This window comes from Veillonella sp. 20925_1_51 (assembly GCF_041431445.1).
Taxonomy (GTDB): domain Bacteria; phylum Bacillota; class Negativicutes; order Veillonellales; family Veillonellaceae; genus Veillonella; species Veillonella nakazawae.
In genome coordinates, this window is record NZ_JAPVXT010000001.1 from 1 (window position 1) to 24,422 (window position 24,422).

The 24,422-nt window shown below is 37.6% G+C and carries 20 protein-coding genes, 1 tRNA gene and 1 rRNA gene; 20 read left to right on the top strand and 2 right to left on the bottom strand.

Annotated features, from left to right (window positions below; all coding sequences use genetic code 11):
* Nucleotides 1-181: 181 nt before the first annotated feature.
* A 5S ribosomal RNA gene (gene rrf / locus O3607_RS00005) occupies nucleotides 182-298 on the top strand.
* Between the two features lie 445 nt (nucleotides 299-743).
* Here rrf and O3607_RS00010 read toward each other — a convergent pair.
* Both O3607_RS00010 and O3607_RS00015 read right to left on the bottom strand, forming a co-directional pair.
* On the bottom strand, nucleotides 744-953 hold the full coding sequence (locus tag O3607_RS00010) for a molybdopterin-binding protein (RefSeq protein ID WP_105088956.1): 210 nt from the start codon (nucleotides 951-953) through the stop codon (nucleotides 744-746).
* Between the two features lie 123 nt (nucleotides 954-1,076).
* Nucleotides 1,077-1,150 (bottom strand) — tRNA-Gly (locus tag O3607_RS00015).
* A gap of 136 nt (nucleotides 1,151-1,286) precedes the next feature.
* On the opposite strand from O3607_RS00015, the gene O3607_RS00020 reads away from it, so the two are divergent.
* The 19 genes from O3607_RS00020 (at nucleotide 1,287) to ppk1 (ending at nucleotide 24,147) form a co-directional block, all read left to right on the top strand.
* Nucleotides 1,287-2,612, top strand: a complete 1,326-nt coding sequence (locus O3607_RS00020) for a PepSY-associated TM helix domain-containing protein (protein WP_371443130.1) — start codon at nucleotides 1,287-1,289, stop codon at nucleotides 2,610-2,612.
* 192 nt (nucleotides 2,613-2,804) lie between these two features.
* Nucleotides 2,805-3,959, top strand: a complete 1,155-nt coding sequence (gene nhaA / locus O3607_RS00025) for a Na+/H+ antiporter NhaA (RefSeq protein ID WP_119209060.1) — start codon at nucleotides 2,805-2,807, stop codon at nucleotides 3,957-3,959.
* A gap of 28 nt (nucleotides 3,960-3,987) precedes the next feature.
* Nucleotides 3,988-5,160 (top strand): Na+/H+ antiporter NhaA, encoded by a 1,173-nt coding sequence (gene nhaA, locus O3607_RS00030; protein ID WP_119209059.1) that lies wholly within the window; start codon nucleotides 3,988-3,990, stop codon nucleotides 5,158-5,160.
* A 241-nt stretch (nucleotides 5,161-5,401) separates the two neighbouring features.
* Nucleotides 5,402-6,010, top strand: coding sequence for a peptidoglycan-binding protein (locus tag O3607_RS00035; RefSeq protein ID WP_119209058.1), 609 nt, complete (start codon nucleotides 5,402-5,404; stop codon nucleotides 6,008-6,010).
* 226 nt (nucleotides 6,011-6,236) lie between these two features.
* The gene (purR, locus tag O3607_RS00040; protein WP_060924833.1) at nucleotides 6,237-7,055 is read left to right on the top strand and encodes a pur operon repressor; all 819 of its coding nucleotides are present in this window, start codon (nucleotides 6,237-6,239) and stop codon (nucleotides 7,053-7,055) included.
* Nucleotides 7,056-7,183: 128 nt separating this feature from the next.
* Nucleotides 7,184-8,557, top strand: a complete 1,374-nt coding sequence (glmU, locus tag O3607_RS00045) for a bifunctional UDP-N-acetylglucosamine diphosphorylase/glucosamine-1-phosphate N-acetyltransferase GlmU (RefSeq protein WP_287512771.1) — start codon at nucleotides 7,184-7,186, stop codon at nucleotides 8,555-8,557.
* Nucleotides 8,558-8,683: 126 nt separating this feature from the next.
* Nucleotides 8,684-9,637 carry a ribose-phosphate pyrophosphokinase gene (locus O3607_RS00050; protein WP_060924825.1) on the top strand — a complete coding sequence of 318 codons (954 nt, stop codon included), beginning with the start codon at nucleotides 8,684-8,686 and terminating at the stop codon, nucleotides 9,635-9,637.
* A 10-nt stretch (nucleotides 9,638-9,647) separates the two neighbouring features.
* On the top strand, nucleotides 9,648-10,226 hold the full coding sequence (gene pth, locus O3607_RS00055) for an aminoacyl-tRNA hydrolase (protein ID WP_105094407.1): 579 nt from the start codon (nucleotides 9,648-9,650) through the stop codon (nucleotides 10,224-10,226).
* Between the two features lie 58 nt (nucleotides 10,227-10,284).
* On the top strand, nucleotides 10,285-11,766 hold the full coding sequence (locus O3607_RS00060; protein WP_349224259.1) for an aminotransferase class I/II-fold pyridoxal phosphate-dependent enzyme: 1,482 nt from the start codon (nucleotides 10,285-10,287) through the stop codon (nucleotides 11,764-11,766).
* 2 nt (nucleotides 11,767-11,768) lie between these two features.
* Nucleotides 11,769-12,455, top strand: coding sequence for a thymidylate kinase (locus tag O3607_RS00065; RefSeq protein WP_285364631.1), 687 nt, complete (start codon nucleotides 11,769-11,771; stop codon nucleotides 12,453-12,455).
* A gap of 75 nt (nucleotides 12,456-12,530) precedes the next feature.
* Nucleotides 12,531-13,571: an ATP-binding protein gene (locus O3607_RS00070; protein ID WP_371443131.1), complete on the top strand. Its 1,041-nt coding sequence runs from the start codon at nucleotides 12,531-12,533 to the stop codon at nucleotides 13,569-13,571.
* Nucleotides 13,572-14,417 carry a stage 0 sporulation family protein gene (locus O3607_RS00075; protein ID WP_371443132.1) on the top strand — a complete coding sequence of 282 codons (846 nt, stop codon included), beginning with the start codon at nucleotides 13,572-13,574 and terminating at the stop codon, nucleotides 14,415-14,417.
* Nucleotides 14,410-15,135 (top strand): methyltransferase domain-containing protein, encoded by a 726-nt coding sequence (locus tag O3607_RS00080; RefSeq protein WP_349224262.1) that lies wholly within the window; start codon nucleotides 14,410-14,412, stop codon nucleotides 15,133-15,135. Before O3607_RS00075 ends, O3607_RS00080 begins: the two co-directional genes overlap by 8 nt.
* A complete protein-coding gene (rsmI, locus tag O3607_RS00085) occupies nucleotides 15,125-15,973 on the top strand; it encodes a 16S rRNA (cytidine(1402)-2'-O)-methyltransferase (protein WP_287536198.1) in 849 nt (282 codons plus the stop codon). Before O3607_RS00080 ends, rsmI begins: the two co-directional genes overlap by 11 nt.
* 34 nt (nucleotides 15,974-16,007) lie before the next feature.
* A complete protein-coding gene (gene metG / locus O3607_RS00090) occupies nucleotides 16,008-17,954 on the top strand; it encodes a methionine--tRNA ligase (RefSeq protein ID WP_287536199.1) in 1,947 nt (648 codons plus the stop codon).
* On the top strand, nucleotides 17,954-18,724 hold the full coding sequence (locus O3607_RS00095; RefSeq protein WP_371443133.1) for a TatD family hydrolase: 771 nt from the start codon (nucleotides 17,954-17,956) through the stop codon (nucleotides 18,722-18,724). Before metG ends, O3607_RS00095 begins: the two co-directional genes overlap by 1 nt.
* A 203-nt stretch (nucleotides 18,725-18,927) precedes the next feature.
* Nucleotides 18,928-20,475 (top strand): Ppx/GppA phosphatase family protein, encoded by a 1,548-nt coding sequence (locus O3607_RS00100; protein WP_349224265.1) that lies wholly within the window; start codon nucleotides 18,928-18,930, stop codon nucleotides 20,473-20,475.
* Complete coding sequence (locus O3607_RS00105; RefSeq protein WP_060924814.1) at nucleotides 20,475-22,040, top strand: phosphatase; 1,566 nt, start codon at nucleotides 20,475-20,477, stop codon at nucleotides 22,038-22,040. Before O3607_RS00100 ends, O3607_RS00105 begins: the two co-directional genes overlap by 1 nt.
* Nucleotides 22,030-24,147 (top strand): polyphosphate kinase 1, encoded by a 2,118-nt coding sequence (gene ppk1, locus O3607_RS00110; RefSeq protein ID WP_349224266.1) that lies wholly within the window; start codon nucleotides 22,030-22,032, stop codon nucleotides 24,145-24,147. The genes O3607_RS00105 and ppk1 overlap by 11 nt, the downstream gene beginning before the upstream one ends.
* Nucleotides 24,148-24,422: the final 275 nt, after the last annotated feature.

A 24,422-nucleotide genomic window follows, 5' to 3' on the forward strand; every position in this document is an offset into this window, starting at 1 on the left:
CAGTGTAGCCAATGTAAAGGAGCATTGCGACGCATACATTGCGCGTAATCGCTTATGTCGCAGCGTAAGATTTTGTGAAACAAAATCCACAGCTGACGACGAAAATAAATTAGTCAAGAATTTCTAGTGCAACAAATATATATAACTTCTATGTGGTTTTCAGAGTACAAACTCTGACAGATTCAGTGGCGATGGCTATGAGGATCCACCTGTTCCCATCTCGAACACAGTAGTTAAGCTCATAAACGCCGAAAGTACTTGGCTGGAGACGGCCTGGGAGGATAGGAAGCCGCTGATTAAGCTAAAGGCACACCTGAGGGTGTGTCTTTTTTTTATGTATGGCTTCCTATCCTCCCAGGGTACCTGGTAAGCAGGGCAGTAGAAGATAGAGAAGCGAAGCGACGACAGATTCACTGCATCGCTTAGTTCGGAGCGTAAGATGGACATGTAGCGCAGCTACATAGGTCCATCCACAGCGACGAACACCCAGTATCCTGGAGCTAAGAACCGTACATAAGAACTCGCTGATTAAGCATCCTGCGGCTAGTGGGAGAAAACAAACTCTCCCCATATGGTAACGCGGCACAACGTGCCAATGTTACCGAACAGTAAAGCCGTTGAGTTACTTTAAATGATGTAATTATAACAAGCCCCGTGATCATAAAATCACAGAGCTTATTTATAACTTATATTATTAATTATATATACAAAAAAAGAGCTGCCTAAGCAGCTCTAATTTTTTATTATTCTACACCAACCATTACGTTAGTTGCTTTGATAACAGCGTATACTTCTTTACCTACTGCTAAGCCCAATTCTTTAACAGATTGAACTGTAATATCTGCAGTAATAACGTTATCATTACCTACATTGATTTTAACGATTGCGTTTACGGCACCTTCTTGAATTTCAACAATTGTACCTTTTAATTGATTTCTTGCACTTAATTTCATATTTTACTCCTTATAAGACGTATACAATACAAATACATGTATATAGTGTATATATAGAAATATATCTATGTATATTATATCATTAATTATAAAATAAGCCGTGATTTATATCACAGCTTAATATGGAGCGGGCGAAGGGAATCGAACCCTCCTCTCAAGCTTGGGAAGCTCGCATTCTACCGATGAACTACGCCCGCATGATGAACATATTGTATCATACTATAATATGTTCATTCAAGTGGAGCTTGTTTATATACTCAATACCTATAGTAGTATCTGTATTGTACTGATATAAGAATAGATGTATAAAATAATGAGGAAGGAGGCATATGTATGTCTAAGATTTATAAAATCCATAAATGGTTATCTATAGTTTCTGTGATATTTTTCTTAATGTTCTGTATTACAGGGCTTATCCTCATGTTCAGAACTGAATTAAATGCATGGGCTCAAGGGGGCACGAACCATACCTCATCTTCAATGGCTATGGGGCAAGAAGAGACACCTATTTTTGATTATGCTGATGAAGGGGCTCTACTAGTTAAGGCAAAATATCCGTCAAAGGATATTTTAAATATTTCTCCTGCCATGGGTGCTTCACATCTTTTACGGTATCGTATTATTGAATCATCAGCTACCGTAGCACCTCCAGCACGTATGGGTATGGGAGGGGACTATGCATTATATAATCCTGAAACAAAGGCTCTCATTACTACCCATCATGAAACACCTGCTCATCCTTGGGTTCGAAGTGTATTACATACGCTTCATCAACTACATACAAGATTAGATCTCGGAAAAACTGGGATTTATATTGTAACAATTTTATCTTTTTTATGTGCTTTATCGATTATTTCTGGTATTTTCTTATATGGTCCATTTCGTAAAAGTTTTGCAAAATCTGCAGTATTGTCAAATCATATGAAATTAAGTTCATTGCATCGAGAGTTTGCAATGGTTGCTACTGTATGGGGATTTATCTTATGTATTACAGGTGTATGGATAGGTGGATTTTTTATTGCCAATGACAGCTATAATGCAGATGTACTACATACTGCAAAGCAAGAGCTTTCATCGGATCAATCCGAAATTTTACAACCATCCGAAGCTATTTCTCGCATTATGAAAGCTTATCCAGATCGTCAGCTTATATCTATTGATTATCCATCCAAATTTAATGACCATCACTATGCATTTTATTTAGGTGCTGAAAATGATGATGATCCTGCTATGTTTTTGGGACAGCCTGTCTATGCTAATTTACATACTGATTCTGTTAAGGATATGTATTCTACAAAAACAATACCATGGTATTTTACTGGTATGACTACAATGATTAATCTCCATATTCATAATCATAATACAATGGTGCTTAAAATATTATGGGCCATCTGGGATATAGTTCTTATTATAGGTATTATAACAGGCATTATGATGACTATTATAAAGAAATTTGTTAAATCTCGTGCTATGGAATCTAAAGCACCCGTTGAGTTACAACATGTTTGGCGTAAACCTATCCTTTATAGTATTTTAGTTCTCCTAGGTTTTATTGTGCCTCTTTGGTCTAATCCAATCACAAATAGTATAGCTGCCATTTGTTTAACCATTCCCCTTATTGGATTCTTAATTTCTTTGATCAGAGGGAATAATTATTAATCAGTATTTTATTAGCTTACTCCATCAGTATAAGTATGTCGCAAATGTTTGATTACTCTAGACCTAATCCGCATGGTTCATCATTAGTTTATTGATTATTTTCGAACTGAAATGATATAATAAATTTAAATAAATGATTTTTATGTATAGAATTTTGTATTTATATTTATAATTGAGAAAGTGGTAGTTACTATGAATTATATAAAAGCATTTATTCAGTCTGAATCATCTGGCGGTATTATGCTCTTATTAGCCGCTATTCTTGGTGTTATTACAGCAAATTCTCCGCTAGCAGAACAGTATTTCTCCTTAATGCATGTGTTTTGGGGCCCTATGGATATATTGGAGTGGGTAAATGATGGATTAATGGCTCTTTTCTTCCTATATGTAGGGCTAGCAATTAAATCCGAAATGATTTCTGGTGAGCTGAATACAAATTCAAAACGACTACTACCAGTATTAGCTGCTCTTGCAGGCGTTGTGACACCAGCTTTAGTATATTTCTTAATTGCTGGATCTGTGCCTGAGTATACTCATGGTTGGGGAATTCCAACAGCTACTGATATTGCATTTGCCATAGGTGTAATTATGATGCTCGGTAAGCGTGTATCACATGCTATGAAAGCATTTCTTTCCGCATTGGCGGTTATAGATGATTTAATTGCTATTATTGTTATAGCTATCTTTTATGGTGCTGGTGTTGATTTCCCATACTTGATTGGTGCTGCTATCGTTACAGGTGCATTGTGGTATACTAATAAACAAGGATATGTTAGACCTGTATTATATGGTGTATTAGGTGCAGCTCTCTGGTACTTTGTATTAAAGTCTGGTGTTCATGCAACCATTGCAGGTGTTGTCTTAGCTATGACTATTCCTGCAACAGGTAAACTTGATGGTGAAACAGTATATCCTATGCTTAAATGGGCTGATAAACTGAAGAACTGGGTTAATTTCTTGATTATTCCTTTATTTAGTTTCTTAAATGCTGGTGTATCCTTTGCTGATGTTTCAGCAGATCACCTATTCCATCCTGTTGTACTAGGTGTTTCATTAGGTCTTATTTTAGGTAAACAGTTTGGTATTTTTTCTGCTGTTTTCGTTTTGGTTAAATCTAAAATTATCAAGATGCCTACTAATACAACATGGCCAGAAGTTTATGGTACAGCCATTGTTTGTGGTATTGGTTTTACTATGAGCTTATTTGTGGCCACATTGGCATTTCCACCTGGTGTAACTCAAGAAATGTCTAAAATTGGTATCTTTATAGGATCTATTATTTCTGGTTTATTAGGTGCTATAGTTTTAATTGTGGCTTACAAAATAAGATCTATTAAGAACAAATAATGAACTTATTATATTAGGAAGGAATCATATGGAACGGATATTTGTACTTTTACGTTCTCCTGGTTCGGCTACTGCCGTTTTATTAGGAGCTACACTTATTGCATTAATCGTAGCGAATTCTCCATTGGCAACACAATATATGTCTCTGGTTAATTTAAAACTAGGTCCATTAACAACGATGGAGTGGGTTAATGATGCATTAATGGCGATTTTTTTCCTCTTTGTTGGATTAGAAGTAAAACGTGAATTGGTAAGTGGTGAACTTAATACGAATGCTAAGCGTATCATGCCAGGTATTGCTGCATTATTTGGTGTATTAGTACCTGCTATTATTTACTATCTTATGGCTGGATTTAGTGAAGTTTACATTCATGGATGGGCTATTCCTACTGCGACAGATATTGCTTTTGCTATAGGTGTAATAACTGCATTAGGCTCAAGAGTTCCTAATTCTATGAAAGTATTTTTGACAGCCTTAGCTGTTATTGATGATTTAATTGCCATTATTGTTATTGCTATATTCTACGCAGCACATCTTAATCTTTTCTATTTATTCGGTGCTGTAGTTGTAACGGGGTTATTGATTTATTGTAATCGGTCTGGTTACGTTAGATCTTTATCTTATATCATTCTTGGTATCATTTTATGGTACTGTATTCTTCGTTCTGGTTTACATGCTACAATGGCAGGCGTAATCTTGGCGATGACAATTCCTGAACGCGGCAAGATTGGTCGTAAATATGTTAGACCAATGCAACATTGGGAACATTATTTATCTAACTGGGTAAGCTTTGTTATTGTTCCTATTTTTGCTTTCTTTAATGCCGGTGTAAGTCTTGGTGGATTTGGTGTAGCAGATTTAACACATCCAGTTGTTTTAGGCGTTGCCCTAGGTCTTATTTTAGGGAAACAAATCGGTATCTTTGGTGCTATGTTTGGAATGATTAAGTTAGGTATTGTACCTATGCCAGCAGAAGCTAACTGGAAATTTATATATGGTACATCCATTGTATGTGGTATTGGTTTTACTATGAGTATATTTGTTTCCGTTTTAGCTTTTGATCCAGGTCATGCTCAAGAGATGGCTAAGGGTGGGGTATTAATCGGCTCTATTATTTCTGCAATTATAGGTTATATATACTTACGTATAGTTGGTGCTAATCGTAAAGAGTGCCATATTGGTTTGTATCATAACTGCTAAAATTAAATAGTATTATTAAAGTCTCCATTATTGACTCCCATACATCTAATGTTAAATTACATTTTACTTAGATAAAGTAGTCCATAATGGAGATTTTGTTTCATTGGTATCTTAGATTTCTATGATATATATGTAGTTAATAAAGTGCATTATACATGCATTTTTTGTATTACTATCTCAATATTGTTTATAGATTATTTAATACTGTATAGTATACTACTTAATGTAAGGTGAGGTGTATATGGTTAAAAAAATAATTATTGCATGTACGCTTGTTTGTATGACTACAATGGTATCTTCTGTATCATTGGCGAAAACGATTGATAAGGGACAACGGGGTCACCATGTAAGTAAGGTCCAAACAATGTTAAAACATCAAGGTTTTTTGCATGATTCTGTAGATGGCATTTATGGTCATAACACAGAACAGGCCGTACGAAAATTTCAAAAGTCGAAGGGACTCGCTGTCGATGGGCGAGTTGGTCCTGCAACAATGAATGCTTTAGAAAAGATGGAGACTCGATATGGTGGTCATGGTACAGCATTAAGTCATGATGGTGTGCCGAATAAATACTCTCGAGTATTAACTATGCAGGCTAGTGCTTATTCTGCTCAAGATCCTGGAAATGGAAATTTTACGGCTACAGGTAGTCGCTTGAAGAAGGGCATTGTATCTGTAGATCCAAAATTAATTCCATTAGGCACGAGATTATACATTGAAGGATATGGTTATGCTGTAGCTGACGATGTTGGTGGTGCTATTAAAGGTCATAGAATTGATTTAGCCTATGATTCACGTTCTGAAGCATTGCAGTTTGGTCGTCAAACTGTGAAGGTTTACGTTTTATAATAAAAGCTCTCTAGTTCATATATTATTGTAATAGACTATAAGGTTTAGTTTTACAGTATTATATGAGGTCTAGAGAGTTTTTTGTTTTGCCGAATTATAGTGTTTTTATAACCTCGAATATTCGGAAATTATGGTATAATAAATAATAAATATATTTGAGATGACTCATGACTATTATTGAATGAGTACAATCAATAGTTATATGATGAATGGTAAAGGAAATTCTATGGATAAAGTACGGCGTGTGGAACGAATGGTGGCAATGACAAAATTGTTAGTTGATTCACCGCAAAAATTGATTCCTTTAAATTATTTTTGTGACTTCTTTGGCATGGCTAAATCTACAGTTAGTGAAGATTTAACCTGTGTTAGACAGTCTATGGAACACTTTCAACTGGGCACATTAGAAACAGTGGCTGGTGTGGCAGGCGGGGTACGTTTTATTCCTCATCGGAAGGGTACTCAAGCAAATGATATTCTACGAGATGTGCAAGCTCGTTTAATGGAACCAGATCGAATTATCCCTGGTGGTTTTATTTATATGTCTGATATCTTGTATGACTGGCATGTAATGACACGTCTTGGGGAAATCATAATGACTCGCTTTATGGACCGCAATCCAGATTATATTTTGACGGTTGAAACGAAGGGGATTCCTTTAGCTGTTATGGTGGCTAGAGCGTTTAATAAACCTCTTGTTATTGCTCGTCGTGATAGTAAAGTAACAGAAGGGTCTGCTATTAGTATTAACTATGTAACTGGATCCTCTGGTCGTATTCAGACTATGACACTTACTAAACGTGCTATTCCACCGAATGCTAGGGTCTTAATTATCGATGACTTTATGAAAGCTGGAGGTACAGCAAAAGGTCTTAAAGAACTTGTACTTGAAATGAGTGGTATTGTAGTTGGTACGGGTGTTCTTGTAGCAACGGCAGAGCCAAATCCAAAGTTAATAGATGATTATGAATCATTATTTACTTTCTATGGCATCGATGAAAATACAAAGAAAATAAGTATAGAGCCAGTATTTGATGAAGAATAAACGATTAATATTACATCCATTATAGTTAGCTATAATAACTCTATATGGAGTTTTAGTTTGCTGACTAATATGATGAGATTAATAGAGTAAATGGTCTAGATATAAGAGATAACAGATAGGAGATTACTATGAATATTGCAAGCCTTATTTTAGCTGCTGGTAAGGGTACACGCATGAAGTCTAAGTTACCAAAAGTATTGCACAAGGTTGGTGGCAAAGCCATGGTGGAACGCGTTCTGGAAACTGTTCAATCCATCGGTACTAATCGTGATGTTGTTATCGTTGGCTTTGGCGGTGATGCAGTACAAAATTACTTAGGTAATCGCGCTGAATTTGTTCGTCAAGAAGAACAAAATGGTACTGGTCATGCTGTAAAAATGGCTCAACCAGTGCTTGGCAATTATGATGGTACAATCTTATTATTGTGTGGTGATACGCCACTCGTTACAAAGGAAAGCTTAGAGGCTCTTTTAGAGGAGCATAAAAACTCTGGTGCAGCTGCTACGATTTTAACAGCACATATGCCTGATCCAACTGGTTATGGACGCATTATTCGTAATGAAGCAGGTTCCGTAGTTCGTATTGTAGAACAAAAAGATGGTAAACCAGAGGAATTAGCCGTTCAAGAAGTAAATACTGGTATGTACGCCTTTGATAGTAAAAAATTATGGCCTTGCTTAGATCAACTATCTGATGATAATGCGCAAGGTGAATTGTATATCACGGATGTAGTTGGTATTCTTGTAAATGGTGGCGATAAGGTAAGCGCTTATATGACTAAAGACTTTGAAGAGTCTCTAGGTGTAAACTCTCGCTTGCAATTAGCTGAAGCTGAGGCTATTTTAAAACACCGTAAAAATATTGAATTAATGACAGCCGGTGTAACAATTATCGATCCAGCAAATACTTACGTAGCTCCAGAGGTAACAGTAGGGGCCGATACAATCTTACATCCTGGTACAATACTTGAAGGCGATACTGTAATTGGTGAGCGTTGTGAAATTGGTCCACATACTCGTTTAACAAATGTGAAAGTTGGTAACGATACGATTATCCACTTCACTTATGGTCATGACTGCGAAGTAAAAGATGGTGTAGATGTTGGTCCATATGTTCATTTACGTCCAAATACTGTACTAGGCAACAAGGTTCATGTAGGTAACTTCGTAGAGGTAAAAAATTCTAATGTTGGAGAAGGAACTAAGTTCCCACATCTATCTTATATCGGCGATAGTGATGTAGGAACTGGTGTTAATATTGGTTGTGGTACGATTACTGTAAATTATGATGGTAAAGTTAAACATCGTACGACCATTGGCGATGGTGCTTTTGTAGGCTGTAATAGTAACTTAGTAGCTCCTGTAACAGTTGGTAATTATAGTTATGTAGGAGCAGGTTCTACTATTACTAAAAATGTACCAGATAAGGCGTTAGCAGTGGGCCGTAGTAAGCAAATTGTGAAAGAAAATTGGGTAACAGACGATACTTTCAAAAAGAAATAAAAAAATATTATATTTTTTTAACACAATTTGGGCAAAATAGTATACAATAAAAAGGCAATAGTGTGTATCTGTAATGGATGATTATGGATAAGTAACCAGTATAGGAACAAATGAAAGGGTAACAAAATGGCATTTGAAGACGGCAAAAAACTTAAAATTTTCACAGGTAATGCGAATCCTGCATTGGCAAAGGAAATTTGTGATTATTTAGGTTTGCCTTTAGGTGAAGCATTTGTAGGTCGCTTTAATAATGGCGAAGTACAAATTATGATTGATGAAAGCGTACGTGGCAAAGATGTATTTATCATTCAACCAACTAGCTATCCTGTAAACGATAATTTAATGGAATTAATGGTTATGGCTGATGCGTTAAAACGTGCTTCTGCTCGTCATATTACAGCTGTAGTTCCTTACTACGGTTATGCTCGCCAAGATCGCAAAACTCGTGGTCGTGAACCAATTACTGCAAAATTAGTAGCAAACTTGATGCAAACTTCTGGTATTACACGTCTTGTAACAATTGACTTGCATGCAGGTCAAATTCAAGGCTTCTTCGATGTGCCAGTAGATCATTTATATGGTGCATCCATTTTAGCTAAATATATTAATGAAAAAAATCTTGAAGATGTTATTGTAGTATCTCCAGATCTCGGCGGTGTTACAAGAGCTCGTGATTTGGCTGACCGCATTGGTGCGCCAATTGCAATCATCGAGAAAAAACGCCCTGAACCAGGCGTAGCTAAAGTTATGAACCTTATTGGTGATGTAAAAGGCAAAAACTGTATCATCGTTGATGATATTGTAGATACAGCAGGTTCTCTTGTAGAAGGTGCTAAAGCATTAGAAGCATTTGGTGCTAAATCTGTTATGGCTGCTGTTACCCATGCAGTATTAACAGATCCAGCAAGTGAACGCATTGCAAACTCCAACATTAAAGAGCTTATCGTAACAAACACAATGCCATTACCAGAAAATTGCAAATTAGACAATGTAACGCAACTATCTGTAGCTCCATTATTAGGCGAAGCAATTATGCGTATCTTTCATGAAGTTTCAGTAAGTAATTTATTTGATAAATAATAGGTGATTCTTGAAGTTAGTAGTAGGCCTTGGTAACCCAGGCAAGCAATATGAAGCGACAAAACATAATATTGGATTTATGGTTATCGATGCCATTGCGGATAGCGTTTCTCACACTCCTTGGAGAGAGGAACAAAAGGCAGAGGTGTGCAGTATTAATGTAGCTGGTGAAAAGGTATTGCTTGTAAAGCCTCAAACATTTATGAATGCAAGTGGCGAATCTATAGGTCCATTAATGCGATACTACAAGATCGATCCATCTGATGTGTATTGTATTTATGATGATATGGATTTACCGGTAGGCAAATTACGTATTCGACCAAATGGTAGTTCTGGTGGGCATAATGGGATTAAATCTTTAATTTCCCATATAGGAACAGAAAATTTTCCCCGTTTTCGCGTAGGTATTGGTCGGCCATTACCACAATGGACTGTCATTGACCACGTGTTAGCACCATTTAGTGAAGAATCACAAGAGAAAGTACAAAAAGGTATCAAAGATACAGTAAAGGCTGTATTAGGTACTTTAGAGGTGGGTATCGATAAAGGGATGAATCAGTTTAATCCTAAGCGTCGTCCACAGCGATAAATAACATGCAAAAGGGCATGAGTCTCATTGAGATTCATGCCCTTTTTACGAGGTATATATGAGCAATCAAGAGAAAATGCCTTTTGTAGAGGCTTTAGAATCATATAAGGAACAACATTTTGTGCCTTTTCATACACCGGGTCATAAGATTGGTGTTGAAGCGCCTCAGTTACTAAAAGACTGGATGGGACCGGCACTGCCATATGATTTAGGTGTTATGTATGCCTTAGATGACTTACATGAACCAGAAGGGGTATTAAAGGAAGCACAAGACTTAACAGCTGAGTTATATGGCGCTGATCACTGTTGGTTTTCCATCAATGGCACTACGGCCTTAATTGAAGCGATGATTATGGGGACTGTAGGTCCTGATGAAACGATTATCATTCCTCGAGAAGCACATCGCTCTGTTATAAGTGGATTAGTGTTATCTGGTGCGAAGCCTGTTTATATGGACTGCCAATTTGATGATCGGTGGGGTATCCCTTTAGGTGTATCAGTGGAGGATGCTATTAAAACCATGGATGCTCATCCAGAGGCTAAGGCGATTCTCTTAGTGTATCCAAACTATTATGGTGTAGGTGTAGATATTGTAAAGATTGTAAAAGAAGCGCATAAACGAGGGATGATTGTTCTTGTTGATGAAGCGCACGGACCTCATTTACCATTTTCAGAAAATTTACCTGTTGAAGCCATTGCGGCAGGTGCAGACTTAGTGGCACAAAGCACGCATAAATCGGTAGGTTCTTTAACGCAAACCTCTTGGCTATTAGGCCAAGGGGATAAAATCAATCAGCGTCGTATTACGCAAATGCATCAAATGCTACAAAGCACTAGTCCCAATTACATATTCCTTGCCTCTTTAGATATGGCGCGTTACCAATTAGCTACTGAAGGTAAGGCGCTAATAAGTCGAACCGTAGAATTGAGCCTATATTTGCGTAATGAGCTCAATAAGATTTCAGGTATTACTACTATGGAATATATAGACATTCAAGGACGAGTAGTAAACTATGATTGTACAAAAGTACTAATTGATGCTAAAGCACTTGGACTGACAGGTATTGAGTTTGAGCGGATGTTGCGAGACCATTGTATTGAGGTAGAGTTAGTGCAAGCGCACCATGTGTTAGTGCTCATTACTATTGGCGATACAAAAGAGTCTGTAACGTCCCTCATTCAAGCCGTACAAACTATAAGTAATACTATATTACATACATCTAAAGTAGCTAATAGTAACATGGTGGAGAATGCAGAAAATCTTAGTAAAGATTCTTCATTGCTACCAAAACCTATTGTGCGTGTAACTCCTCGCAAGGCGATGTATGCAAATCGGGAACAAGTACGATTACGAGATGCACTGCATCGTATTGCAGGAGAGACTATAGCTTATTATCCACCAGGGATTCCTTGTGTAGCGGTAGGTGAAGAGATTAGCTCCTCTGTGTTACAATATATAGAGAATCGGAAGGCTCTAGGTTACGTGCCGAATGGAGCCGATGATATGACATTAGAAACAATCTGGGTGTTACAGGAGTAATTATGGGGACTTTAATCATATTAGAAGGCGGAGATGGTAGTGGCAAAGCTACGCAAACTAAATTATTGGTAGAACGCTTAATCAAGGAAGGACATGCAGTTAAATCTGTAAGCTTCCCAAATTATGATAGCGGCGCTGCAATGCCTATTAAAATGTATTTAGCCGGTGAATTTGGCAAAGATGTACATGATGTAAATCCTTATGTGGCAAGCTCCATGTATGCCATAGATCGCTTTGCATCCTTTAGAACTGATTGGGAAGAGTTCTATAAAAATGGGGGCATCATTATTGCAGATCGCTATACGACGTCTAATATGGTACACCAAATGGTTAAATACAATGATCCAAAGGAACGTACTGCATTTTTAGATTGGCTTGAAGACTTTGAATTTAACAAATTTGCTTTGCCCACACCTGATGCGGTATGTCTCTTAGATATGCCTCTCGAAGTGAGTGAAGCCTTAATGGCTGAGCGCACTGGTAAAACGGGCGGCAGTACAGGTGATATTCACGAAGGAAATCATCAATATTTAGTAGCTGTTCACGATGCCTATGAAGAGCTAGTAGAACGCTATCAATGGCACCGAATTCCTTGTGCCATAAAAGGTGATTCCAGTCAATATACATTGCGCACCATTGAAGAAATTCATAACGATGTATATCAAGCAGTAGTAAATCTACTACCTTAGGATAGGGCGACTCTTTTAAAAGTCGCCTTTTTCTTATATAATATTAATATTGAGCATGTATTGATAGGAGGGGCTATGACATATTTTGATTCTATAATTGGTCAAGATTCGATCAAGGCACACCTATCGAAACTTGTAAGTAGCAATGCATTGCCACATAGCCTTTTGTTTTATGGTGAAGCAGGTCTTGGTAAGCTAGATATGGCAATCGGTTTGGCATCATTATTATTAGGACGTCAAGTATTCTCTCAACCCAAGGGAGAATCGTATTTAGCTGACGTTAAAGAAGCACGTCTTGCTAATGGTGAGGCTGAAAAACGTATTGAAGCAGAAGGTTTGCCTATCTATATGGATAAAGGCGATGCCTTTTGGATTCGTCCTATGAAGACAACCTTAAAGGTGGAACAGTGGTATTCCTTATTACAAGACCATCTGTCTGTGGCCGGGAATGGTAACCGCGTTGTCATTGTAGAGGACTTTCATACGGCTAACGCAGTCATGGCAAATGCTATGTTAAAAACCATTGAAGAACCGCCAGAACAGGTGTATTTTATCATTATTACGAATAAAATTAACACCGTATTGCCGACCATCGTTTCAAGATGTATGGGCGTTGGTTTTAACAGTGTTGATGTAGATACGATTCGCACGGCACTTGTGGCACGTGGTATCACCGGTGATATTGAGCAGGCTTTGTTAGCCGGTCATGGCAATCCACCGTTAGTGGAAAAATTGGCTACTCAAGACCGCATTGAAATGCTAGAGTTAGCGGTTAAGGTAATGGACATGCTCGCTTTTGAAACAAGATGGTTTTCTATGATTTCTCTAGCTTGTGAAAGCTTACCTCGTGAAAGTCTAACAGAATTGATGCATTGGTTACGTCTTGTAAGTAGAGATATGATGGCTCTTAAAATGGGGGCTCAAGACGGACAATTACAAGTACCTATGTACAAAACTCAATTATTACGATTATTACCGCGCTGGTCTATGCAAGCATTGTCTCAGGTCATTACTGAAACATTGCAAGCGGAACGGGCTTTGCGTTTACATATAAAAACCGCTCTCGTGGTGGACGGTCTTAGTATCGCCCTTCATGATGCTCGGGAGGAGGACTAAATGCTAACCATAGTTGGCGTACGCTTTAAAAAGGCTGGGAAGATTTATTATTTTCTGCCTGAACAATTAGAACTATCCGTTGGTGATGGGGTTATCGTTGAAACGGCACGTGGCGTTGAATACGGTACAGTTGTGATCGGACCGAAAGAGGTCTTTGAAGATACTGTTGTATCCCCTGTTAAGCCTGTTATTAGAAAGGCAACACCAAAGGACTTAAAACAAATCGAGAAGAATAAAGAGCGCGAAGAAAAAGCCTTTGAAATTTGTCTCGAAAAAATTGAAAAACGTAAGTTACCAATGAAACTCATCAATGTGGAATACACATTTGATATGAATAAAATTATATTCTTCTTTACAGCGGATGGTCGTATCGACTTCCGTGAGCTTGTTAAGGATTTAGCAACTGTATTTAGAACACGTATTGAGTTACGCCAAGTAGGCGTTCGCGATGAGGCTAAGGTGCTAAATGGCATCGGTGCTTGTGGTCGCCCTTTATGCTGTTCTAATTTTTTAGGTGATTTTACACCTGTTTCAATTCGTATGGCTAAGGATCAAAACTTGAGCCTAAACCCTACGAAGATTTCTGGTGTTTGTGGTCGTTTGATGTGCTGTCTTAACTACGAAGATGATTTGTATAAAAAAGGTGGCGACCTATATGTGAAGAAGGAACGCCCTCAAGCCCCTCAAGATGTGGCGCCTCCAGGTATTGGTAAGGAGGTCGTCACCGATGAAGGCATTGGTAAGGTCTTGAAGGTAAATCATCACAAGCATACTGTAAAGGTTCAGCTTGAAGCAGGTCGCACCATTGATTTGAAATGGTCCGAGGTGGCATTGCCTGATGAATGATCAAGAAAGACTTGATGATTTAATTATAGATGGCTTACAGCTTTATCAGCGTACTGATATGTTTCGCTTTTCCTTTGACGCTATTGCGCTCATTCACTTTTGCCGTTTTAACAGTCGTCATACCTATGTTGATCTAGGCACGGGAACGGGTGTTATGCCACTCATTGGTACGTCATTAGGAGCGGGCCATATAACGGGCATTGATATTAATAAAACTATCATTGAGATGGCTCAACGTAGTGTTGAATACAATCATAAACAAGATGTGGTAACGATGTTATGTGGCGATTATCGGCACATGTCGTATCGGGATGTACAAGATAAACCCTTTGATGGTGTTATTGTAAATCCTCCGTTTTATGATTGTGAAAGCGGTGCAAAGCCCACTTTTGATGAAAGAGCTGTAGCACTTCATGATGAACATACTTCGTTACAAGAGGTTCTGAATGCAGTGCGGTCCTTTATCAAGTGTAAAGGACGATTGTGGATGATTTATAGTGCTAGTCGCTTACAATATGTGCTGCATGAATTAGAAGTAGCCAACTTTCAAGCTAAGCGAATTCGCTTTATTCACGGTATGATAGATAAACCTGCGAAACTTGTACTAATAGAAGCTCTCTATCAAGGTCAGGCTGGTCTTGTGTTAGAGCCACCACTAATCGTTTATGAGAAGCCTAATGTGTACACAAAGGAGGTGTCCTCTTGGTATGAACGATAACGAATGGGGCATCTTATATCTAGTGCCTACACCAATAGGTAATTTAGAAGATATGACCTATCGGGCAGTTCGTATCTTAGGTGAAGTAGATGCTATCGCTGCCGAAGATACGCGCCATACAGGCATATTATTAAAACATTTTGACATTAAGAAGCCTTTGATTTCTTATCATGAACATAATAAGGAGGAAAAAGGTACTTATATTATAGAGCTTTTGTTAGAAGGGCAGTCTATTGCTTGCGTTAGTGATGCAGGCATGCCGGCTATATCTGATCCAGGGGCTGACCTAGTAACAAAAGCTATTGAAGAAGGTATAACGGTGGTACCACTGCCAGGTGCTAATGCGGCATTAACAGCGCTTATTGCATCAGGCTTAGATACTAAATCCTTTGCTTTTGCCGGATTCTTACCTAAACGGGGCAAACATCGGGTTGAAGAACTACAGCGACTTTCACAAGTAACGGGAACCTTGATGTTTTATGAAGCACCTCATCGTTTGCAAGAGGTCTTACAAGATATGTATGAAGCCTTTGGCAATCGATCTATCACGGTGGCAAGGGAATTGACAAAGAAGTTTGAAACCTTTGTACGTACCGATCTAGAGAGCCTTGTAAATGATTTGGAACAGCTCACGTATAAAGGGGAATTCGTCCTTATCGTAGGTGGTGCTGATACAGTAGAGTCTGATACTAGTGAAGTTTCGGATGAACCCGTATCGTATGTAAATGCTGTACAAGCCCTTGTAGAAACAGGGATACCTAAAAAAGAAGCAATTCGTCAGGTGGCAAAGCGTTTTAACGTTTCCCGCCGGGATGTATATAATATTGTAGAACGTTAAACCTTCCCATTCGAAGGTTAGAAGGAGGCTCATCATGGGAGACACAAAAAAAACGTATTATATTACGACACCAATTTATTATCCAAGTGCTAAGTTGCACATTGGTCATACGTATTGTACATCTGTAGCTGATACAATCGCTCGATTCAAGCGTTTAGCTGGTTATGATGTACGTTTCTTGACTGGTTCTGATGAACATGGTCAAAAAATTCAACGTGCTGCAGAAGCGCAAGGTATTACACCTCTTGAATACACTACGAATATCGTAAATGGCTTTAAGGCATTATGGGAAAAGATGCATATCTCTAACGATGACTTCATTCGTACTACTGATGAACGCCATGAAAAGGTAGTGCAAGAACTCTTCACAAAAGCTTATGAAAAAGGCGATATTTACAAGGCTGAATATGAAGGTTGGTATTGCACACCGGACGAAACATTTTGGACAGAGCAGAAGCTAGGACCTAATCATACTTGTCCGGATTGTGGCCGCCCTGTAGAGCGCGTTAAAGAGGAAAGTTATTTCTTCAAACTTGGTAAATATACTGATCAATGGTTGAAATTTATCGAAGAAAATCCTGATTTTATTCAACCTGAATCTCGTCGTAACGAGATGATTCAATTCGTAAAACAAGGTCTTGAAGACTTGGCTGTTTCTCGTACATCCTTTGATTGGGGTATCAAGGTACCATTCGATCCTAAACATGTTGTGTATGTTTGGTTCGATGCATTAGTAAACTATATTAGTGCACTATCTCCATTTGATGGTGATGGTGAATTATATAAAAAATATTGGCCAGCAGATCTTCATTTAGTAGGTAAGGAAATCGTACGTTTCCATACTATTATTTGGCCTATGATGCTCATGAGCCTTGAGTTGCCATTACCTAAAAAGGTATTTGGTCATGGTTGGATGATCGTTGACGGCACAAAGATGAGTAAATCTTTGGGGAATGTTATTGATCCAATTCCATTGATCGATACCTATGGTGCAGATTCTTTGCGTTATTACTTATTAAGTGAAATCACGCTTGGCAATGATGGTAACTTCACATTGCCTAATTTCGTTACAAAGATCAATGCGGACTTATCTAACGACTTAGGTAACTTGTTGAATCGTACCATTGCTATGATTGAAAAATATCATGGAGGTGTGATTACGAAATGCGATGATATGGATGATTTGGATCGTGATGTTTCCACATTGGCTGTTCAAACGGCAAAAGATTTTGAAGCAGCTATGGAAAATATGGAGCTTAATAAAGCTATTAAGTCCGTATGGGCATTTATTGGTCGTATGAATAAATACATTGATGAAACAATGCCTTGGGTATTGGCTAAATCTGAAGACGCTCATGATAAAGCGCGCTTGCAATCTGCTATGTATCACTTGGCAGAGGCATTGCGTATCATTGCTATTTTAGTAAGCCCTGTTATTCCTGTAGGGGCTCCTAAAATTTGGGATCAATTAGGTCTTACAGGTTTTGGTAGTGCTACTATTGAGGATGCAAAAGTTTGGGGCTTAATTCCTACAGGTACTAAAGTTGTAAAAGGCGATCCTATTTATCCTCGTTTTGAAATTCCGGAAATGATAGAAGTAGTTGCTAAAGAGGAAGTTGAAAACTCTGCAGATACATCTAATATTCCGCCATTGAAAGAAAATATTACGTACGATGACTTCGAAAAACTCGATCTTCGAGTAGCAAAAGTTGTAAGCTGTGAAAAGGTTCCTAAGTCTAAGAAATTATTGAAGTTCGTATTGGATATCGGCATTGAAGAGCGCACAGTATTAAGTGGTATCTCTCAATATTACGAACCAGAAGCTATGGTTGGTAAAAAGGTAATTTACTTGTCTAACTTGGCTCCTAAGAAGATGATGGGCATCGAGTCTTATGGCATGATTTTGTCTGCATCTGATTGGGAAGAACATTTAGAAGTAACAAATATCGAATCATTACCAGCAGGAAGTGTGGTTAAATAATGAAACTCTTTGATACACATGCTCATGTGAATGACGGTCGTTTTGATAATGACCGTGATGAGATGTTACAAGCCTGCTTTGATGCTGGCGTAGAATACATTATGATTCCAGGGGTAGATAGAGGTACTGTTGAATCAGGACTAGCTTTAGCAAAACAGTATGATCGTTTATATGCTGCTGTAGGCACACATCCTCATGAGTTAAAAGATTTTACAGAAGAAGACTATGAGTTCTATAAGGATCAAGCCCTTAATAACGATAAGGTCCGCGCTATCGGTGAAATCGGATTAGATTATTATTATGATTTTTCTGATCGTGAAACACAGAAACGCGTATTCATTCGTCAATTAGAACTCGCTCGTGAAGTAGATTTACCAATCATCATTCATGATCGCGATGCACATGGCGATATTATGAATATATTACGCAATGAAGGTAAGGACAGCTGGGGGATTTTTCACTGCTATTCTGGCAGCTGGGAAATGGCAAAAGAAGCTATTAAATTAGGATTCTACATTTCCTTTGCTGGCCCTGTTGTATTTCCTAAGTCTACTAACCTTAAGGAAGTAGCTCGCCAAGTACCCTTAGATAGAATACTTATTGAAACAGATTCACCATATTTGACACCACCTCCATTTAGAGGCCGCCGCAATGATCCAAGCAAAACTCAATTTGTAGCAGAAGAGATTGCACGTCTTAAAGGCATTGATGTTGATGAGTTTTCAGAGATTGCCTATAATAATGGTAAACATGTATTTGGTATTAAATAACTTGAATGCTCGTAATCATGTATGCTAGTAAATAATATTGGTCAAATTCTAAGAGCTTTAGTATTAGATATTACAAAATACATCAAGTATAACTAGAATAATAAATTATAAAACGCGATTCTCCCATATCGGTGAGAATCGCGTTTTTCTATGGTATACTTAAGTATATTCATACTGAACTATAGTAAGTCGAGGTTAGTAGCATGAAACGTATTGCATTTATAGATTTAGGATCCAACTCCGTTCGTTTTGTCATTTATGAGATTTCTAAGACCGGTAGTTATCGACTCATATATCAAGAAAAAGAAAGTGTCCGTTTAAGTGAAAATATGTGGGGAACTCATGAGTTAACGAAAGAGGCAATGGATCGTTCTTTACGCGCATTAAAAGGCTTTGTTCATATGGCGAATGCTATGGAGGTAGATACCATAAAAGCTGTTGCTACGGCTGCAGTACGTCTAGCTAAAAATGGAGATGCTTTTATTAAAGCTGTAAAAGAACTAACTGGTCTTAATTTAGAATGTATTGCTGGTGAAGAAGAGGCTCGCCTTGGGTTCCTTGGGGTTATTAATACGATTGGGCTCAAAGATTTTATTATCTTTGACTTAGGTGGTGCTAGTACAGAGGTAACGCTAGTAAAAAATCGACATATCGTGAAAGCTGTTAGCTTACCTATAGGGGCTCTAACTTTAACAGGAACCTATCAAAAAGGTGATGAGTATACTCCTAAAGAACTAGAGAAGATGACGAAGGCCGTAAAGAAAACCATCAAGGAACATACGTGGCTTCAAAATATAAAACTACCTCTATTAGGTATAGGTGGTACAGCTCGTAATATTGCTAAAATAGATCAACGTAAGCTATCATATCCTATTACGAAATTACATAACTATGAACTGCCATATCATAGATTTCACGAAATCTTGGAAGATGTAAAAGGTAAATCCTTAGAGGCTCGTAAAAAAATTAGTGGGTTATCATCGGACCGTGCAGATATTATCATTGCAGGGCTTACTATAGTGGATGAACTATTTAACTATGTAAATACTAAGACACTCGTTGTGGGCGGTTGCGGTTTACGGGAAGGTTTGTTTTACGATTATTATGGAGAGTATTATTTAGGTGGAAATTCAATTATCGACGATATTTTAGTCCATTCTGCGGAAAATGTACTGCTAGGTATGACAAAGCATGAGCTAGTGCATGCTAAGTATATTACGAAATTAGCTACCACTTTGTATGATGCATTAGAGCCACTTCATAAGGCGGATAAGAATTTTAGACGATGCTTAATCGCAGCGGGATTATTGCATGATATAGGCAAACGAGTTAACTATTATAGTCATGCCCGCCATGGTTGTTACATGTTAGTTAATAGTAATTTATATGGTATTTCTCATGTGGAACAAGCTTTTAGTGCATTTTTAGTGATGAACTCTCATGGATTGACGCCAAAGGAATATAAAAATTTCTTATATGGTAAATTATTAGATCAAGAGCAACGCTTATTAGGGCAAAAACTTTCCATTATTTTAGCCATAGCAGAAGCTCTTGATGAAAGCCATGAACAATTTATTAAGCGGTTAGAGGTAAATATTAAATATACGAGTGTAGTTATAAAGGTATTTTACCTAGAGGGACGCGATGTAAGTGTCACAAAAACTGCTGTAGAAAAGCTTTCAAAATCTTTCAATAAGGAATTCAAGAAAACATTAGAAATAGAGTGGCATGAATCTCGTAAGGAGGCATAATGGCATTACCAAAAGCATTACGATATGCGGTGTTACATGTGGGTTCCAGTAGCATGAGCATTACCATATTAGAATATAAAGGCATAGACGATGTACGTGTTATCGATTATGCAGCGCGAGAAGTAACCTTTGGGGAAGAATTATTTCAAACCTCTCGGTTGAGTTTTAAAACAATTGAAGAAATCTGTCATATTTTAAAAGGATATAAACAATTAATGGCCGATTATGGCGTGACTCGTTCCAAACTATATGGTACAACAGTAATACGTGAGGCTGCTAATCGTCGCAGTATTTTAGATCAGATTTATATTCAAACAGGGATGCGTGTTGAGGTCATCGATATGCCGAAAGAGGTATATTACAAATACGCCTTACTATATTACAAGATGACACATCAATACCATCTAACTGATCCTACAAAGGCTACATTATTTTTAGATATTACATCTGGTGGGGTCGGTTTAACAGTTTGGCGTGGTGAAAGCTTACTGTTCCAACGCAATATGCATAGTGGTTCCTTACGTGTTATGGAGTCATTTAATCGAAATCAACGATCTTCTATATCATTTCCAAGGGCTATTACGGAATATTTACATCGTATGATTGGACCACTCCGTGAAGAACTACAAACCTTTAATATTGATAGTATTGTCTTATCTGGTGACGAAGCGCAATATATGACTCATTTAATGGGACAAGAAAATAATAAAGAAGATATCATTACTGTTGAGCCAGAACGATTTAAAGGTCTCATTAATTCTTTTGATGGTGTAACTGCAACAAAGTTGATGAACCGTTATAAATTACCTGAATATAAGGCTAATATTTTAATGCCTACCATGATTTTGTTTAATGAAATTATTACGGCTATAGGGCCAAAATCATTAATTTTTAGTAGCTTTTCATTCTCTCAAGGCATCAGTTGGTTCTATGGGGTAGAGTCAGAGAATAATCCATTTATGTATCAGTTGCGGGAGCAAAATGCACAGTTAGCCCGTGCTGTAGCCGCCAGATATCATACAGACCGTATTCATGATGCGGAGGTAGAAAAGTTTAGCGCTTTATTCTGTAACGTTTTACGCCATAAAGGCTTACCGGAACGATGGGGATATTTATGTCGTATAGCTTCCATTCTTTGCTCGGTTGGCAAGTTTGTAAATTTACGAAATCATGGAGAGCATGCGTATCATATCGTAATGGGGACCGATATATTTGGGCTTTCAGAAGAAGAAAAACAAGTAGTAGCTAATGTTGTATATTATCACTACAAGGGAACACCAAATGATGACGATGCGTATTTCAATGCATTAACAGAATTACAAAAAATTCAGGTTACAAAGCTAGTAGCAATTATTCGTGTTGCTTGTGCACTCGACGCGGGGAGCAATCAAAAAATCTCTGATGTAACATTGGAAGAAAGAGATAATGTACTATATGTATTCTGTCGTACTAATGAGGATATCTCCTTAGAATGGTGGACATTTAATCGAGATTCTGAATACTTTACAGAGGTATTTGGTATGGAAATCGTACTAGTAAGGGGAGGGGATCGTCATGTTCAATAATGCAAAGTATTATTTTAACCGTGAATTGTCTTGGTTAAAGTTTAATCAGCGCGTACTATTAGAGTCTATTGATACAAATACTCCTTTATTAGAACGACTCCGATTTATTGCCATTGCTAGCTCTAATTTAGATGAGTTCTTTATGATTCGCGTAGCTGGTTTACGCCATCAAGTTGTGAATGGCATTGTTAAGTACGATGCTGCTCATATGGATGCTAAGGCACAGTTAAAGGCCATTGATGAGTCTGTACAACGACTCGTTTCTATGCAAAGTACATATTTAAACAATGTGCTAACTGAACTTGAAAACTACGGTTTCTTCTTTACTAATCCGGATCTACTCGATGTAAAATCAAAAGCTTGGTTACGTCATTACTTTGAGGAACATATCTATCCTGTTGTAACGCCATTAGCCGTTGACTCTGGTCATCCATTCCCATTTTTAACAAATCATACCATCAATGCTATTGTGCGTATCTTTCAAATACAACCAGATGGTACTAAGGATTATAAGATTGCTATCTTGCCAATTCCATCTGTACTCGATCGTATTATTGAAATCCCAAGTCGAGGGAATAAGGAACATCGATTCGTTTACCTAGAGGACGTCATTACATATTACGCAAATCAGTTTTTCCAAGGTTATGGCATCGAAGATTATATGGTATTTCGAATTACTCGTGATGCGGATTTAGAAATCGATGAAGAAGAAGCCACAGATTTGCTATCGGAAGTAGAGGCATCTTTGCGTCGTCGCCGCCGTGGTGATGCGGTACGATTAGAGGTGTGCGGTGAGGTAAAGGATAATTTATTAGACTTTGTGCTTACCAGTGTTGAATTGGAACCAAAGGATGTATACCGTATAGATGGTCATCTTGATTGTCGTATGTACTTTAATTTTTGTAACTATCCTGGCCTTGACCAGCTTCGTTATGTACCATTTGAACCTAAACTACCTAGTGAATTAGTTAATCATGAAGGTGAAAGTCTATTTTCTGTTATTGGAAAGCAAGATCTTTTCGTCCACCATCCTTTTGAGTCTTTTGCTGTAGTAGAACAATTTATTGCACAAGCAGCTACAGATCCAGATGTGCTCGCTATTAAACAAACCTTGTATCGCGTAAGTGGGGATTCTCCAATTATTGCATCCTTAATTAAAGCGGCGGATAATGGCAAGCAAGTAACCGTACTTATGGAGGTTAAAGCACGCTTTGATGAAGAGAATAATATCCATATGGCACGCCGCTTAGAAAAGGCAGGTTGTCATGTAATTTATGGTTTGAAAGGTCTTAAAACTCATTCTAAGATTACCATGGTTGTGCGCAGAGAGGATGCAGGTATTAGACGTTACGTTCATTTAGCCACAGGTAACTATAATGGTAAGACGGCTCGAATGTATACGGACTGTGGCATATTTACGTGTAACGATGAATATGGCGATGATGCATCTCGTTTCTTTAACTTAATTTCTGGCTATTCCGATCCTCCAATTTGGAATAAATTTATTGTAGCCCCTTTAAATTTGCGGGAAAAAATAATGGAATTAATTGACCGTGAAATAGAATTCGCTAAACAAGGTGAAGAAGCATATATAATTGGTAAAATGAATTCCTTGCTTGATAAAGAAGTTATTGCTAAATTATATGAAGCCTCTGCTGCAGGTGTTCGCATAGATCTTATAGTTCGTGGTATTTGTACACTAAGACCTGGTATTGCCGGTGTCAGCGATAATATAACGGTACGTTCAGTGGTCGGACGGTTCTTGGAACATCATCGTCTATTCTATTTCCGAAATGGGGGAAATGAAAGTCTATTCTTATCTAGTGCAGACTGGATGCCAAGAAATTTAAATGAACGTGTAGAACTTATGATTCCTATTGAAGATAAACGACATAAGGAGCGCGTTAAAGATATATTGGACTTATATTTAGAAGATACCTTAAAAGCTCATATTATGAGAGCCGATGGTTCATATCGTAAAATTAATAATCGAGAACATCCAATTTCTGCTCAAGAAGAACTTATGAAAGAGGCTATTGCCCATGAGCATAAGGAGTCAATGACCGTAATTGAGCGTTTACAACCAATGTTTAAGATGAATAAATAATGAAATTCATACGTAGTGTTGAATGATGAATTTTAATACATTTTCATAATAGTGAAAAAGCCTGTTTTTACAGGCTTTTTTACATGTATACATATTTAAAAATGAGATAAAAATGAAGTTTTACGATGTGTAGAAAAAATTGGTAACAATTCAAAAACACATAAAAATACAATTTATATTATAAAAAAAACTCACATACTATATATAGTAGTGGTATCGTATATATGTACACAATTCGGAATATATTGTATAGTATTGAAAAATATCAATATGTA